Origin of the sequence: Pseudomonas syringae pv. cilantro (assembly GCF_001293775.1) — a bacterium.
GTDB classification, from domain to species: Bacteria; Pseudomonadota; Gammaproteobacteria; order Pseudomonadales; family Pseudomonadaceae; genus Aquipseudomonas; species Aquipseudomonas syringae_P.
Genome location: NZ_LGLN01000032.1, coordinates 163,344 through 178,144 on the forward strand (window position 1 = coordinate 163,344; position 14,801 = coordinate 178,144).

Sequence of the window (14,801 nt, forward strand, 5' to 3'; positions counted from 1 at the left end):
GGGGTTCATGAGGCGCTTACGACGTATCGACCGGCTCGTACTGCACAGTAAATGCAATGCCGACACACCGGGTGCCGGGCACTTGCGAGGCAATACCCGCCAGCCCGCCGTTGATACCCAGGCTGTCCAGCGCGTCTGACAGCGATGCGGTATCAAGGTCTTCACACTCATTCAACAGCGCTTGCGAGATAGAGACGGATTCAGAGAACGCTGACATGACGTTCTCCCTGGGCCGAAGTCTGCCCGGCTTGAGGTCCGCAAGAGGCGGCTTGTAACTCGACGCACTGATGGATAATGGCTTCACCCACTTGCCGGGTACTGTGCGAGCCGCCCATGTCATAAGTTCGCACCGCCGAGCGCGACACAGCACTGACCGCATCGGTAATACAGTTGGCCTGTTGCGAATAGCCCAAATGCTCGAGCATCAGCGCAATAGCCATGAACATGGCACTGGGGTTGGCTTTATTCAGTCCGGCATGCGCAGGCGCACTGCCATGCACCGGTTCGAAATAAGCGCCTGAATTACCGAAGTTGCCACTTGGCGCAAAACCGAGGCCGCCCATGACGCCAGCGCCAAGATCAGAAAGGATGTCGCCGAACATGTTCTCGGCAACAATCACCCCGAAGCGCTCGGGACGCTGCACCATCCATAAAGCGACAGCGTCGACATTCTCGATAGCGCCCACTATCTCCGGATACTTCTGCGCAATGCCTTCGAAGATAGCGCGTGCATAGGCGCTGCTGTGTCTGAGGACCATTGGCTTATCGACGAAGGTCACACAAGAGAAGTTATTCTTGCGGGCATAGTCGAACGCGTATTCAAAAATACGTGTCAGTCCGCTGCGCGTTTGCAAGCGCAAAGTAACGGTCGCATCGTCCTGGCCTTCCCTGTGCCACGGCGCGCCGAGGGCCTCCCGTTCTTCGAGCAGGGGCAGGAGCGCATCAGGAATGCGGCCAAAGTCCAGCCCCGCATAAAGTCCCTCGGTGTTTTCCCGGATAACGACAAAGCGAAAGCGGTTTTCGGCCGTCATGTCCGTCACGGGTCGAACATTGGCGTACAGATCAAGGTTCTGCCGAAGTTGAATGACCGGGCTTACATAACGACGCTGGTGACCTTGAAGTTCCGCTGGCAACTCGGCCTCGGCCTCTGCCAGCGGCTTGCTGGTGATCGCGCCCAGCAAGGTGGCGTCGCAACTGGCCATCACTTCCCACGTGTACGCAGGAACCGTTTCACCCTCCCGTTTCCAGCATTCCCAGCCGATATCGGCGGGTATCAGGTCAAAGGGCAGATTCAAGGCGGCGATAACTGGCAGCGCAGCCTCCATGACTTCAATACCAATCCCGTCGCCGGGCAGAACGCAGATACGCTTGCGTTGCAGGTTCATAGCGACACCCCGCGCGCCGCTCTGGGCAAGCCATTGATGACGCCCGACAACAGAGCTCGCGGGGCAAGGCGCGCGACCTGATCCTGTTGGTGCATGACCTCGACCGCACGGTACTCGGAGGTCAACTGAAACCGTTCGATGGTTTCCCGCATGCGTTGACTGACATCGAAAGGAAAGTTGTAAGTACCGAGGATGATATCCATCAGCGGGCTGGGCATATTGTTCTGCGGTATCGAACGGGCAGTAGCCTCTGACAGTTCGATAATGTTCACCAGGTCGTAGCCATGACTGATGCCGACGCGTTCCAGATAAGCCACGAGCATGCTCAAGTGCAGATTGCCCGCGCCTTTGCCCATACCGCATATGGACGTATCGATGTATTCAGCACCGGCTTCGATGGCTGCCGAGGCATTCGCCAGCGCCAGCGAGAGGTTGTTATGGGCATGAAACCCCAGTGGCACCATCAACCGACTGGCAAGACGACTGAACAGACGATGCACTTCGGTGGGCAACATATGGCCATTGGAGTCCGCGCAGCAAATGATATCTGCGCCGGCACCCTCCGCCCGAACGGCCGTATCGAGTACTGATCCCGGTGTCTGCGATGTCACGTGCGTGACATTGGCACTGACACTGAAACCGTGATCACGCGCCAGCGACAACGTCGCAAGGCCCTCGTCCAGTTGATCGCGGCGCAGACAGACCCGAATTATCGAAATACCCTGCTCCTTGAGCATGGCGAAGTCGTCGACGGTGATATTGCGAGGGTGAACCATGACCGCCAGTTCAATACGTCCAGCGGCTGCCTGGACTATTTTTTCAATGAAGTGTGCATCGACGTTGCTGGTCAGCCCATGTTCGTTCCTGGGAGAGAATGAGCCTTTGCAATAACCTATTTCACACAAATCGACACCCGCATCGGCCAAACCTGTGGTAATGACCCGGGCCTGATCTTCCGTGAAGTCAAAGTTGTTTCGATATCCACCGTCACGCAAGGTGACGTCGAGAATCTTTACGTTGGCCATGAGAATCTCCGGCGTTCCTTATGATGTAACCAGGGTGCTTGAGATGATCGTTGCCACTGCGTCTTTTTTTATAATTGTTCAACAGCGCACCACCTACCAAACAGTGCCGAGTCGACCTCTGAACGTCTCGGATTTGCGAGTCATTAGTTCCTGAACTCGGTAGTGATCTTCATCAAAAAAAGTTGAGCTGTAAATTGACGATAATTAATCAGTAACCGGGAATTTTTTCACCGCAAGTCCAATTTACATGCAAAATCACGGACTTGCGTCAGCGCACTACTGATAACAACTTTCTACATAATTCATGGCCGCTTGAATAGACGGAACTGCCCGCAAGTCTTCGTGAACCCCCAGCCACACATCAACGTCCAAAGGCGCTGACAACTCCACACGGCAAAGACGCGAGTTATCCCCGACCGCATAACTGGGAAGTAAAGCAATACCCACACCGGCCTCGGCTGCACGAATCTGCAACTCCACGGTTTTCGCCTCGAGAACAAACGGGCGTTCACCGACCACGTTCTTCAGCCAGCCATTCTGGGCGGGACTCATCAACTCATTATCGTAGGCAATGAACTCATACTGTTCAGGGCGCCGCTGTTCCAGGTAAAAATGCGCGCAGTAAAATGAAAACGACGCCGTGCCAATGCGTCGGGCGACAATACCGCTCTCGACCGGTCTGGAGAAACGAATACACAAGTCTGACTGGCAGGAAGACAACGATGAATACTGATTGTCACCCAACAAGCGCAAGACGATACCCGGGTGCATGGCGCGAAAAGCGCCCAGTTGCGGCACCAGCTTTTCGACTGCCACCGAAGGCGGCGCACTGATGGTAACCTCCGCGGCCTGGACAACCTGAGCAGCAATCGCAAGCCTGCAGACCGCTTCGGCCTGCTCCTCGATCTGTCGGCCAATCGCCACAAGACGCCGCCCCTCATCCGTCAGCTCATACAACCGCTTGCGGCGATCGACCAGTTTCACGTTAAGAGACCTCTCCAGCGACGCGATACGACGCGACACCGTGGCGTGCTCCACACCCAGCACGCGGGCAGCACCGCTCAACGACTTGATCGCAGAAAACGTCACAAAGTAATGCAGATCCTCCCAATCAAAACAAATCCGCGGATTTTTTAAATTATCTATAAGGTCACCGGAAACAGGTCCATCCAATGGAGTCAATCTCATTCGGTCAATATCCTTATACGATCAGCACGGTTAATTACCGTCGTTGGCGTTACTAAACTGATGGTGATCCGATGTACGAATCGGTCGGAATACGGCTGATCACTTCCTCTGGGCCCGATGGCGTAACGGGTAGCGTTGGGTAGTTTAGGCGCTGCTTCAAGAGGGATTGCGGAGATGACGTCGGATATTCCAAGACTAAAGTGTCTAGGGTCTGTTCCCGTTTCATCGTGGCCGCGATGAAACGGGAACAGCCCCTGGAGTGTTTTTCAGGTTCACCTGGCTGCTGACATCGCCTTGAGGCGATGTCGCCTGCTCAGGTCGACCATCAAAAAAACAAGTATCTCCCGACCCGAAACACAACTAATATTTGCCAATGATCAAAGAACTGAAAACTCTTATTGCCGTCGCCCGAGAAGGCACATTCGCCGCAGCCGGAGACCGTATCGGCCTGACCCAGGCCGCCGTTAGCGCGCAGATGCAGCGTCTGGAAGCGGAATTGGGCGTCGAATTGTTCGACCGCAATGGCCGCTCCGCGCAGTTGAACCGGATGGGTCAGCAGGTTTTGCTGCAAGGTCAGGAACTGGTGCGCCTCTACGGCAATCTGGGCAGCGCGGCAGTCGGGCTTCCCCCCAATGTGTTGGTGACCATTGGCGCCATCGCTTCCGTGCAGCGCTCTTTCCTGCCCGATGCGCTGGCACACTTTCATCGCCAGTTTCCGCAATGCCGGGCGCGCATTGTGCCGGGCCTGTCAATGGAACTGGTCAATCAGGTGGACGCGGGCGAGCTGGACATGGCGGCGATCATTCGTCCGCCCTTTTCGCTGCAAAGCGATCTGCGCTGGACCACCCTGACGCGAGAGCCCTATCGCCTCATCGTACCGGTCGATGTGCAAGGGCAGGACTGGTCAGAGCTGATCTCCAGCCAGCCCTTCATACGCTACGACCGATCATCCTTCGGAGGGCGGCAAGTCGACCGCTTTCTGCGCCAGACGCACGTTGCGTTACGTGAAGTGTGCGAACTCGATGAACTGGATGCCATCGTCAAACTGGTTGCCAACGGCGTCGGCGTGGCACTGGTGCCGGAAACGGCGACCCTTCAGGCGTGGCCGCCGACTGTGCGGGCCATCGACCTCGGCCAGCACACGTTTCATCGCGATATAGGCCTGGTGCACCGCGCTAAGCGCAGCCTTTCCGAGCCGGTGAGGACGCTCGCGCAGCTGTTGAGCGAGCAGGTCCAGGACGTGCAGTGACAGGCAAGGCCACTGCTGCATTAGGGACTATTTGGCGAACAGCTGGCTCATGTCCTTGAACGCCTTGAATTCCAGCGCGTTGCCACAGGGATCGAACAGGAACATGGTGGCCTGTTCGCCGACCTGGCCCTTGAAACGAATATAGGGTTCGATCACGAACTCAATGCCAAACGACTTCAAACGCTCGGCCAGTGCTTCCCATTGCGCCCACTCCAGAATGATGCCGAAATGCGGGACCGGCACGTCGTGCCCGTCCACCGGGTTGCTGTGAACGCTCTCCTGGGACGCTGTTTTGGGATGTTCGTGAATAACCAGTTGATGGCCGTAGAAGTCGAAATCGACCCACTGCTCGCTGGAACGCCCTTCGGCAAGTCCAAGCACTTCGCCGTAAAAAGCCCGGGTGGCGATCAGGTCATAAACAGGGATTGCCAGGTGGAAAGGAGAAAGACTCATCAGAACTCCGGAGGCGATGTGCAGAATCAGATGTCGAACGGCGGCCCGCGCGATTCAACGATCCATTTGAAGGTAGGGCCTATCCTAGAGCCGGTCTGAATAAAACAAAATCAACATGTTTTGTCGGGAAGCACAAATAATATTTGTGCTTCCATCGATGCCAGCCGTTCAGCACCTGCCTGTTACGGCTGCCCTGAAAGCTTCATGATCATCCGCGACAGCAGGTAGATTCTCGGCGCCACGCTGCCCACTTCGGCATACTCTTCCGGTGTGTGGATGTTGCCGCCGACAATACCGAAACCATCCAGCGTTGGCGTACCGACACTGGCAGACAGGCTCGAGTCAGCCGCCCCGCCGCTGCCTTCAATGGTCAGTGTGCGGCCCAGTTCGCCGTAGATGCCCTGCGCCATGGCAACCAGCGCATCAGATTTGGGCGTCTGTGGCATCGGCGGCAGGCCGCGTACCAGGCTGGTCTTGACCTCGGTATCGGGCACCAGTCTGTTGGACGATACCTTGGCAAGATCCTGCTCGATCCGGTCGAACTCCTCTGGCACTGCTGCTCTGACATCGGCCTTGGCACTGGCCTGATCCGGAATCACATTGGTGCGATCACCGGCCTTGAGCACCGTGAAATTGATGGTGGTTTTCTTCTCTTCATCACCCAGCTTGCCAAGCTGCAGGATCTGATGCGCCACCTCGGTGGCCGCGTTGCGACCCAGTTCCGGAGCAACGCCCGCGTGGGATGCCTTGCCCTTCACTTCGACCAGCGCCGTTGCCGAGCCCTTGCGCCATACCACCAGCCCGTCAGCCGGACGACCTGGCTCCAGGTTCAGCGTGACGTCATGCTCTTTGGCGGTCTTCTTGATCAGCTCGGTAGCGACCACCGAGCCGGTTTCTTCACTGGCGTCGAGCAATACGGTGATCTGCGCGTAGTCGGTGAATTTCAGGTTGTGCAACACCTTCAGCGCGTAGATCGCAGCAACAATACCGCCTTTGTCGTCCATCACGCCGGGCCCGTAGGCACGGCCGTCCTTGATGTGAAACGGCCGCTCTGCCGCCGTCCCCTCTTTGAACACGGTGTCCATGTGCGCCATCAACAGAATCTTCGCCTTGCCGGTGCCTTTCAGGGTGGCGATGACATGATTGCTGGCTTCAGGCGTATTCGGCACCTGTTCGATGGTTGCACCGAGCTTTTTCAGCTCGTCGATGGCGATGTCGCTGATCTTGGTCAGGCCCGGCACGTAGCCGGAACCCGAATCGATGTTCACCAGACGCTCCAGCAGTTTCAGGGCGTCGTCCTGGTATCGCTCGGCATCGGCCTGAATGGCCTTGTGCGGTTCGGCCATGGCCATTGGCGTTAATGCAGTCAGCGCCAGCGCCAGGCCCAGATGAGCGGCAAAGGGCGTGCGGGAAAATGAGCGCATGGTTGTTCCTTCCTTGTGTCTGATTAACGTCGATTTTCAGGAACATACCTTACAAGCGCGCGGGCTGCCATGAGCGCACGCCGCTCAATGCTTCAGCAACGAATCAATGCCATCCGGTTTGTCATGGACGCCAAACCTGTCCACCAATGTGGCCGTGGCGCGGTTCATGCCGACCACGTCCACACTGACGCCCGCCTTTCTCAGCTTCAATACCACCTTGTCCAGCGCGGCAACCGCCGTGATATCCCAGAAATGCGCCTCGCGCAGATCGATGGCTAGTGTTTCAACGTTTTCCCGCAGGTCGAAGGACGCCATGAAGCGATCAGCGGAGGCGAAGAACACTTGGCCGGTCACGTAATAAGTGCGATGGCTGTGGAAGGGATCACGGTGCGAGGTGACGTCCAGGTAATGGGCGATTTTGCTGGCAAAAAACATGGCTGCCAGTAAAGATCCGACCAGTACGCCATAGGCAAGGTTATGGGTTGCCACCACGACCACCACGGTGACAACCATCACGATATTGGTCGAGAGCGGATATTCTTTGAGGTTGCGGATCGATCCCCAGCTGAAGGTGCTGATCGACACCATGATCATCACCGCCACCAACGCGGCCATGGGAATGCGCGCCAGCCAGTCGCCGAGAAACACCATCATGATCAGCAGCAGGATGCCCGCGCTCAGGGTAGAAAGCCGGGTTCTGCCACCGGATTTCACGTTGATCATCGACTGACCGATCATGGCGCAGCCCGCCATGCCACCGATAAAACCACTGGCAATGTTGGCGATGCCCTGCCCCTTGCACTCCCGATTTCGGTTGCTGGCAGTGTCGGTCAGGTCATCGACGATGGTTGCGGTCATCATCGACTCAAGCAAGCCCACGACCGCCAGCGCAGCAGAATACGGCAGGATGATCAGCAGCGTATCGAGGCTCAGCGGGACGTCCGGCCACATTAAGGTCGGCAGGCTGTCAGGCATCGCACCCATGTCGCCCACCGTTCGCACATGGAGGCCCATGTAGATGGAAATCGCCGTGAGCAGCAGAATGCACAGCAGCGGCGAAGGCAGCAGTTTTCCCAGAATCGGTACGCGGGGAAACAGGTAGATGATCGCCAGACCAGCGGCGGTCATCGCGTAGACCGGCCAGCTGACGTGAGTGAGCTCCGGCAGTTGCGCCATGAAAATCAGGATCGCCAATGCATTCACAAAACCGGTAACGACCGAGCGCGACACAAAGCGCATCAACTCACCCAGCCGCCAGTACCCCGCAATGATCTGCAATACACCGCACAGCAATGTGGCCGCCAGCAAATATTGAAGACCGTGCTCCTTCACCAGATTGACCATCAGCAGCGCCATCGCACCTGTGGCAGCAGAAATCATCGCCGGGCGACCGCCCACGAACGCGATGACCACACAGATACAGAACGACGCATACAGCCCGACTTTCGGGTCTACGCCGGTGATGATCGAGAATGCGATAGCCTCTGGAATCAGGGCCAGGGCAACAACCAGTCCGGCAAGAACATCGGCACGGACGTTGGAAAACCACGCAGCTTTGATTTTTTCAAGCATAGAAATACCTGTGACAGACACAGCCGTACGCACAGCAACGAGTGCAGGACGAACAAGCGCATCAGTTTTCGATTGAGGAGTGACGGAGGTGGCCGCAACCGCAAAGCGGGCACAGCAACGGGCGACCGCAGCCAATGGCGGTCAGGGTGTGGCGAGGGGGCGTAGCGCTAAGGCGGCGTAGGCAGCCAGCTGGAACGAGACAAGTGTGTTTCCTTTGATGAGTCGAAGGACGCGGGCATGATAGACCTATCCGTTTGAGGGGTTCAAGCCGTAAGCGCCCGTCAGTCACCTGCACGGACGAATGGTTTTATCCCTGTAAAAAACGTCACCCGCCGTCTGATCCGCTTTTTTGCGCGCAGATTGAAGCTGTTCGAGAAATCCGCTTTCGCGCATGATGCGCGGACTGTCCACACGATGCTGCCCATGAAACGCTACGAAAGATTCGCTGCCGACATCTCGGAAATGATTCGCAGCGGTGTTCTGCCTGCTGGCGCAAAAGTCCCTTCAGTGCGGGTCGCCAGTCGCACCTGGTCGGTCAGTCCCGCTACCGTGTTCAAGGCGTATTACTTGTTGGAAGACAAGGGCTTGATTCAGGCTCGCGCGCGCTCGGGTTATTACGTTCGGGAGCATGTTGCCAACGCGCTGACCGAACCTGAGCTGGTCAGGCACAGCAGTGAAGGCACCGAATTGGGGGTCAGTGATCTGATCTTTTCGGTGCTTGGGTCGCTCAAGGATCCGGATACGGTGCCCTTCGGTTCTGCGTTTCCCAGCCCGCATCTGTATCCGCTGCCGCGTCTGGCAAAATCGATGGCCTGCGCTGTTCGGGCAATGACACCGATAGGCATCGTCGCTGACATGACCTCCGGCAATCCCGAACTGCGCCGACAGATCGCCTTGCGCTACTTGATCGGCGGCGTGCGCCTGCCTGCCGACGAACTGGTGATCACCAATGGCGCCATGGAAGCGCTGAACCTGTGCCTGCAATGCGTCACCGAGCCCGGCGACCTGGTCGCCATCGAGGCGCCCGCGTTCTATGCCTGCCTGCAAGTGCTGGAGCGACTCAAGCTCAAGGCCGTCGAGATCCCCGTTCATCCACGTGATGGCGTGGACCTGGACTCGTTGCAAGACAGCCTGAGCCGTTTGCCCATAAAAGCCTGCTGGTTCATGAGCAGCTTTCAGAACCCGCTGGGTGCGAGCATGAGTCAGGAGAAAAAAGTCAGGCTGTACGATCTGCTGGAACAGCGGCAGATACCGCTGATCGAGGACGACGTCTATGCCGAGCTGTACTTCGGAGCCAAGGTGCCGCACCCGATCAAAAGCCTGGATCGCAGCGGACTGGTGATGCATTGCAGCTCATTCTCCAAGACCCTGGCGCCCGGGTACAGGGTCGGTTGGGTGGCCGGAGGACGCTATACCGAGCAGATCGATCGCCTGAAACTCATGACCACGATATCGCCCTCGGTCCCCGCCCAGGCCGCCATCGCCGATTACCTCAAGCACGGCGGCTATGACCGGCACCTGCGCAAGCTGCGCGACACCCTCGAACTTCAACAAGGTGCGATGCTCGCCGCTGCCGCGCGCTACTTCCCGACCGGTACTCGCGTCACAAAACCCGTCGGCGGCTACTTTCTGTGGTTCGAGTTCCCAGAGCAGGTGGATTCCCTGCAGCTCTTTCGCCTCGCGCTGGCACAAGGCATCAGTCTGGCACCCGGCCCGATCTTTTCCGCAGCGCAACGCTTCAAGAACTGCGCACGGCTGAACTACGGCACGCCATGGGATGAGCGCAGCGAACAGGCCATGGCGCTGCTCGGGCGCATCATTGCCTCGTTTTGAAGTCTTTCGGACAGACCGCTTTGCGATAACTGATCCGTATTTTCAGGCTGTTTCTGAATCTGTACCAGAACCTGCCTGCACAGGATAATAGCGACGTATTCAAACGCGCATGCCGACCGCCAATACCTGGCACTTGCGGCGTGCGGCATGGCGGACCTGCAGGAGATGCTCATGGGCAAGCTCGGACTTTCATTGATCGGTTTTTTATTGTTGGCGATTGCGGTGGGCTTGCTGGGGACTATTTCGCCGTATTGAGGGTCAGAGTTGGCTGGCTGATCATACCGGCGCCACGCTTTGATAAACGGCGACTGTCGCCTCGCTCTTCAGCCAGAAAAGGCCGATGGCCAGCCAGAACGAAAAAACCCGCCAAAAGGCGGGTTTTCAGTTTCAGAAGCTTTGAATATTGCTCCTGAAATATAGTCTGGCTCCACGACCTGGACTCGAACCAGGGACCCAGTGATTAACAGTCACTTGCTCTACCAACTGAGCTATCGCGGAATGAGCGCTATGTTACTGATTCGGAAAAGGAAGTCAAGTAAGGGCAGAAAAAATCTTGCGGTTTCAGACTGCTGCCAGGTCAGGCCCGACCAACACACAGATTTTCGTGCTCGCCGCATCCCGCATCGGCTCTACTTGATCCGGTAATGAAACGTATTTTTCACCCCTGAAACGGTGACCGCCCTGCCCTCGACAATCTTCGGCTGATAGCGAAAAGTTTGCGCCGCCGTCAGCGACGGGCGCATGAACAGCGGATGGCAACCGCCTTGCACCTGCGGGTTGACCACCGTGCCCTGCGGCGACACGTCGTACACCACCGTGCAATCACCCTCGATGCCTTTATCCAGTGCCCGCTCGGGATAGTCCGGCGCCTCTTTGCTCAATGGCTGATATTGAATGCTGTCGGCCGCGACCTGCTGTTGTGCCGGCTGCGCAGCTTGTGCTTGGCGGACGCGCTCGACGGACTGACGCGCCTGTTCGGCCTGACGTCGCTGTTCGGCCTGAAGCTGTTCACGTTGCTGCTCGGCCTGACGTTGCTGCTGTTGCGCTTCAAGCATCCGTTGCGCATTTTGACGCTGTTCAAGCTCACGTTCATGCTTCTGCTCGTCCACACGCTTGCGCGCCAAGGCAGCCTGCTCCAGCTGACGTTGCGGTTCGGCCTGTGGCTTTACGGTATCGACCGGTTTGGCAACCGGCTGCGGCGCTGGCACATCTGCTGGCGCAGAAACAGGCGACGGAGTCTGAACAGGCTCGATGACCGCCGCCGGGGCGGCAGGCACGGGTGCCGGCGCTGGCGCTGGCGCTGGCGGCAGTATCAGTAGCTGAGTGGTCAGCGTTCGCGGTGGCTCGGGCGGTTTTTCACGTGCGCTCCAGCCAAGCATCAATCCGCCGATCAGCGCAGCGTGCAGTGCCAGCGCGACAGCTGCCGCCAGGCCATTGCTGCGAAGCCAGGGCCAGTTCAACAGGTCGCCGCGAGGCGGGTCATAGCTCGGGGCCAGGCTGTTCATTGTGGCGCCTCGGTCACCAGCCCCAGTTGCGTCACGCCACTGCGCTGCAGCGCGGCCATGGCGGCGACCACGCGGCCATAATCAGATTTGTCATCGGCACGAATGAACACTTGCGTGTCCTGACGTTCGGCCACCAGTTGCGCAATGCGCCCTTGCATGTCTTCCAGGCTGGCAGCCTGATCGGTCTGCGACTGCGTGTCGACGGTGTCGCCCAGATTCCAGTAGTAACCGCCTTGCGCCTTGACCGATAGCGTCACGATGCGCTGCCGGGTATCACTGGCGAGGGCCTGGCTGGCGATCTTCGGCAGGTCGAGCTTCACGCCCTGCGTCAGCATCGGCGCAGTAACCATGAAAATCACCAACAGCACCAGCATCACGTCGATATACGGCACGACGTTCATTTCGGCTTTCGGGCCGTGTTTACGTTGCGGTTTGACCAGCATGGCAAGTCCTCAGGCCGCAGTGGCCATGTTGCGTGTCAGGCCTTGCAGGGTGCGGTTCAGGCGCACCTGCAATTCGTTGCCAAAGGTGTAATAGCGCGCCGTCAGGGTCTGGCCGCGCGCAGCGAAGCGGTTGTAGGCAATGACCGCCGGAATGGCGGCAAACAGGCCGATGGCGGTGGCGATCAGGGCTTCGGCAATGCCCGGCGCGACCGTCGACAGCGTGGCCTGCTGCACCTGTGACAGGCCGATGAAGGAATTCATGATCCCCCAGACGGTGCCGAACAGGCCGATATAGGGGCTGACCGAGCCGACCGTCGCGAGAAATTGCAGACCTTTTTCCAGCTGCAATTCCTGCTCGCTGATGGCAACCTGCAATGCGCGCTCGACGCCTGACAGCACCGTATCAGGCTCGATGCCCGGACGCTGTTTGAGCTGCACGTATTCGGCGTACCCGGCGGTGAAGACCTGACCGATCCCGTCGGCAGCCTCTTGGGCCGAACGCGAATACAGCGGCGCCAGTTCGGTTTCGCTGCGAAAACGCTGCTGAAAGGCATCCAGCGAGCGCTCGTATTGGCGCAGGGCCAGGCTGCGCTGGATGATCAGAAACCAGCTGACCAGCGAGGCGAGCAGCAAAATCAGCATAACGGCCTTGACCAGCAGGCTGGCATCACTGATCAGGCCCCAGACGGTCATGTGTTCGAGGGTAGCGTGCATCGTGGTAATCCTCTGTAGTGGAACGAATGATTAGCATCGCTTGATGACAAACGACTCATGGCAGCGCGAGGGTCTTCATCACCTCGGCCCACGGCACGAACTTGAAGTTCTGCGCCTGTTCGGGCATGCGCTTGCGGCCGTCCTGAACCACCAGCATGCCCCTGCTCCACGGGCCGCCGAGGTTCATGGAAGTCAATTCGATGCCGTCGGTTTCCGAGGTGCCGTCAATCCCTGCGCCGGCATTCAGGCCGACCCGAAACGCACCGCGCAGCGCGTAAGGAGGCTCGGCATCAACCACCACGTAGCTGTCGTTGCCTTGGCTGGAGATCACCAGATAGTCGTGGCTGTCGCTCTGATACAGCGCCAGCCCCTCGACGTCGGCATGCACTGCGTCGCCGACCTTGATCACGCTGGACAGCGTTGCAGGCTGGTCGGCACGCGCATCGACTTCCCACACGCCGACGTCCTCTTCACCGAGAAACAGGCGCTGACGCTGGTCGTCGGCCACACAGCCTTCGGGCTGGGTCTCGACCTTGAAGCGCCGCACCAGCTCGCCCCGCGCCTTGCCATCCGCTGCGCTGAGCCGGTATTGCAGAAAGCTGCCGTCCTTGCCGTTGGCGAAGGCATACAGCTCGCCACTGGCCGGTTTGAACAGGCAGACACCGTAGATTTCTGCCAGTGGCGTGGGGATCTCGCCAACTTCGCGGACCATGCCACTGGTACGGTCAATGCTGAACAGACTCAGGCTGTTGCGATCACGATTGCTGGCCACCGCCAGATCGACCTGCTTTTTGCCGAGCATGAAGCCGGGGCGTATGTCGACGTTGTTCAAGCGTCCGACCGGCAGTTCCTGCAACTGCTTGCCGCTCAGGTCATAAGCCAGCAGCCCCTGTTTCTTGTTGGTGCCGAGCACCCGGCTGAGCGCCGGGTTTTGCGGGTTGACCCAGATCGCCGGATCGTCGGCGGCATCGCCCTGACGCCCGACGGGCTGGCTCTGACTGATCGGCATGACACTGGGCAAAGGCGCCGCAACGGCCACCGGTTGTGGCGTCCAGCTCAATGCGCCCTGATACAGCCGCTCGCCGTCGTTGTCATTGACCAGCAGCTGCAAACCGGTCTTGTCTTCGCGTGCAGACAGGCCTTCGGGCTTTTTCAGGTTCATCAGCGACAGATCGGCCACCGGGGTCCAGCCTTGTTGCAGGCCCTGCTGCTGATAAAGGTGCAAGGACTTGCCCTTCGGGTCCAGCGCCAATAGCCCACCCGGAACCACCGCCATGGCCCCCGCTGCCTGTTTCAGCTCGCCGAACGGCTCGCGCAGGGCCACCGGCTGGCGGGTGACATCGGCTTCCGGATGCGCCGGATAGGCCCACCAGCCGATGTTTTCTTCGTTGACAAACAAGCGGTGCGCAGCGTCGTCGACCTGGCAGAACTCGGCATTCGGCGGTAACGGCAGATTGCGCACCAGCCGTGGCGTGTGATTGAGCCGATCACCCCCGCCCACCAGCCACTGCTCGCCCTTGCCCTCCTCGCCCACCAGAAACACGAACAGGTTGCTGGCGTCATCGCGGTACAGACACAGGCCGGCCACCGAATAATCGCGGGCGGGCAGATAAACCGGTTGGGACCACTGCGTTTTTGCTGAATCGAGCTGAGTCAGCATGGCCTGCTGACGGCTGTTGTCGAGCGCCGCAACCAGCACGCTGGAGCCTGTCAGACGGCTGTCGAGCCCTTGAAAGGAACCCGGCATGTGCGCCAGCTCGCGGCCCTGATCGTCCAAAAGCAACAGCCCGGCCTTGACGCTGGCGGCCAGACGACGAGCACCGTCACTGCCTGGCAGGAAGGCCACGGACTGTGCCTTGAACGATGTGTTTTCGGCCCAGCGCGTCAGGTTCAGATCGGCTGGCGGCGAAGCCTGCACAACCCCGGCGGCGAAACTCAGCAACATCATCAGACAGGCCGGTTTGGGTGATAACGAAATCATCATGAACGGTGTAATCCTTTGAATGGGCG

12 protein-coding genes, 1 tRNA gene and 1 pseudogene are annotated in these 14,801 nt (G+C 58.8%); 2 read left to right on the forward strand and 12 right to left on the reverse strand.

Annotated features, from left to right (window positions below; translation table 11 throughout):
* Positions 1-19: 19 nt before the first annotated feature.
* The 4 genes and pseudogenes from ABJ99_RS06235 to ABJ99_RS06250 form a co-directional block, all read right to left on the reverse strand.
* Positions 20-217, reverse strand: a pseudogene (locus ABJ99_RS06235) (RraA family protein); the annotation flags it as partial.
* On the reverse strand, positions 201-1,385 hold the full coding sequence (locus tag ABJ99_RS06240) for an isocitrate/isopropylmalate dehydrogenase family protein (RefSeq protein WP_054085067.1): 1,185 nt from the start codon (positions 1,383-1,385) through the stop codon (positions 201-203). The gene ABJ99_RS06240 and the pseudogene ABJ99_RS06235, both read right to left, overlap by 17 nt.
* Positions 1,382-2,410: a beta/alpha barrel domain-containing protein gene (locus ABJ99_RS06245; protein WP_054085068.1), complete on the reverse strand. Its 1,029-nt coding sequence runs from the start codon at positions 2,408-2,410 to the stop codon at positions 1,382-1,384. Before ABJ99_RS06245 ends, ABJ99_RS06240 begins: the two co-directional genes overlap by 4 nt.
* Positions 2,411-2,686: 276 nt before the next feature.
* Complete coding sequence (locus ABJ99_RS06250) at positions 2,687-3,598, reverse strand: LysR family transcriptional regulator (RefSeq protein ID WP_080378038.1); 912 nt, start codon at positions 3,596-3,598, stop codon at positions 2,687-2,689.
* A 373-nt stretch (positions 3,599-3,971) separates the two neighbouring features.
* Between ABJ99_RS06250 and ABJ99_RS06255 the strand changes: the two genes are divergently transcribed.
* Positions 3,972-4,847 (forward strand): LysR family transcriptional regulator, encoded by an 876-nt coding sequence (locus ABJ99_RS06255; protein WP_054085069.1) that lies wholly within the window; start codon positions 3,972-3,974, stop codon positions 4,845-4,847.
* 27 nt (positions 4,848-4,874) lie between these two features.
* On the opposite strand, the gene ABJ99_RS06260 is transcribed toward ABJ99_RS06255, so the two are convergent.
* From ABJ99_RS06260 to ABJ99_RS06270, 3 genes are all read right to left on the reverse strand, one after another.
* A complete protein-coding gene (locus ABJ99_RS06260) occupies positions 4,875-5,300 on the reverse strand; it encodes a VOC family protein (RefSeq protein ID WP_054085070.1) in 426 nt (141 codons plus the stop codon).
* 182 nt (positions 5,301-5,482) lie between these two features.
* Positions 5,483-6,724: a M20/M25/M40 family metallo-hydrolase gene (locus ABJ99_RS06265; RefSeq protein ID WP_054085071.1), complete on the reverse strand. Its 1,242-nt coding sequence runs from the start codon at positions 6,722-6,724 to the stop codon at positions 5,483-5,485.
* Positions 6,725-6,808: 84 nt separating this feature from the next.
* On the reverse strand, positions 6,809-8,296 hold the full coding sequence (locus ABJ99_RS06270) for a SulP family inorganic anion transporter (protein ID WP_054085072.1): 1,488 nt from the start codon (positions 8,294-8,296) through the stop codon (positions 6,809-6,811).
* A 423-nt stretch (positions 8,297-8,719) separates the two neighbouring features.
* On the opposite strand from ABJ99_RS06270, the gene mapR reads away from it, so the two are divergent.
* Positions 8,720-10,129 carry a GntR family transcriptional regulator MpaR gene (gene mapR / locus ABJ99_RS06275; RefSeq protein WP_054085203.1) on the forward strand — a complete coding sequence of 470 codons (1,410 nt, stop codon included), beginning with the start codon at positions 8,720-8,722 and terminating at the stop codon, positions 10,127-10,129.
* A gap of 422 nt (positions 10,130-10,551) precedes the next feature.
* Here the strand turns inward: mapR and ABJ99_RS06280 are convergent.
* From ABJ99_RS06280 to ABJ99_RS06300, 5 genes are all read right to left on the reverse strand, one after another.
* Positions 10,552-10,627: transfer RNA gene (locus ABJ99_RS06280), tRNA-Asn, on the reverse strand.
* Between the two features lie 131 nt (positions 10,628-10,758).
* Positions 10,759-11,634 carry an energy transducer TonB gene (locus ABJ99_RS06285; RefSeq protein WP_054085073.1) on the reverse strand — a complete coding sequence of 292 codons (876 nt, stop codon included), beginning with the start codon at positions 11,632-11,634 and terminating at the stop codon, positions 10,759-10,761.
* The gene (gene tolR, locus ABJ99_RS06290; protein ID WP_054085074.1) at positions 11,631-12,077 is read right to left on the reverse strand and encodes a protein TolR; all 447 of its coding nucleotides are present in this window, start codon (positions 12,075-12,077) and stop codon (positions 11,631-11,633) included. The genes ABJ99_RS06285 and tolR overlap by 4 nt, the downstream gene beginning before the upstream one ends.
* Before the next feature lie 9 nt (positions 12,078-12,086).
* Positions 12,087-12,791 (reverse strand): protein TolQ, encoded by a 705-nt coding sequence (gene tolQ / locus ABJ99_RS06295; protein WP_054085075.1) that lies wholly within the window; start codon positions 12,789-12,791, stop codon positions 12,087-12,089.
* Between the two features lie 55 nt (positions 12,792-12,846).
* Positions 12,847-14,775, reverse strand: a complete 1,929-nt coding sequence (locus ABJ99_RS06300; protein ID WP_054085076.1) for a phytase — start codon at positions 14,773-14,775, stop codon at positions 12,847-12,849.
* Positions 14,776-14,801: the final 26 nt, after the last annotated feature.

Excerpts from the sequence above, each read along its gene's own strand:
- tolQ (WP_054085075.1), bottom strand. The coding sequence starts at position 12,791 with ATGCACGCTACCCTCGAACACATGACCGTCTGGGGCCTGATCAGTGAT.
- ABJ99_RS06285 (WP_054085073.1), bottom strand. The coding sequence starts at position 11,634 with ATGAACAGCCTGGCCCCGAGCTATGACCCGCCTCGCGGCGACCTGTTG.
- ABJ99_RS06245 (WP_054085068.1), bottom strand. The coding sequence starts at position 2,410 with ATGGCCAACGTAAAGATTCTCGACGTCACCTTGCGTGACGGTGGATAT.
- tolR (WP_054085074.1), bottom strand. The coding sequence starts at position 12,077 with ATGCTGGTCAAACCGCAACGTAAACACGGCCCGAAAGCCGAAATGAAC.
- ABJ99_RS06260 (WP_054085070.1), bottom strand. The coding sequence starts at position 5,300 with ATGAGTCTTTCTCCTTTCCACCTGGCAATCCCTGTTTATGACCTGATC.
- ABJ99_RS06250 (WP_080378038.1), bottom strand. The coding sequence starts at position 3,598 with ATGAGATTGACTCCATTGGATGGACCTGTTTCCGGTGACCTTATAGAT.
- ABJ99_RS06255 (WP_054085069.1), top strand. The coding sequence starts at position 3,972 with ATGATCAAAGAACTGAAAACTCTTATTGCCGTCGCCCGAGAAGGCACA.
- ABJ99_RS06265 (WP_054085071.1), bottom strand. The coding sequence starts at position 6,724 with ATGCGCTCATTTTCCCGCACGCCCTTTGCCGCTCATCTGGGCCTGGCG.
- ABJ99_RS06240 (WP_054085067.1), bottom strand. The coding sequence starts at position 1,385 with ATGAACCTGCAACGCAAGCGTATCTGCGTTCTGCCCGGCGACGGGATT.
- ABJ99_RS06300 (WP_054085076.1), bottom strand. The coding sequence starts at position 14,775 with ATGATGATTTCGTTATCACCCAAACCGGCCTGTCTGATGATGTTGCTG.
- ABJ99_RS06270 (WP_054085072.1), bottom strand. The coding sequence starts at position 8,296 with ATGCTTGAAAAAATCAAAGCTGCGTGGTTTTCCAACGTCCGTGCCGAT.
- mapR (WP_054085203.1), top strand. The coding sequence starts at position 8,720 with ATGAAACGCTACGAAAGATTCGCTGCCGACATCTCGGAAATGATTCGC.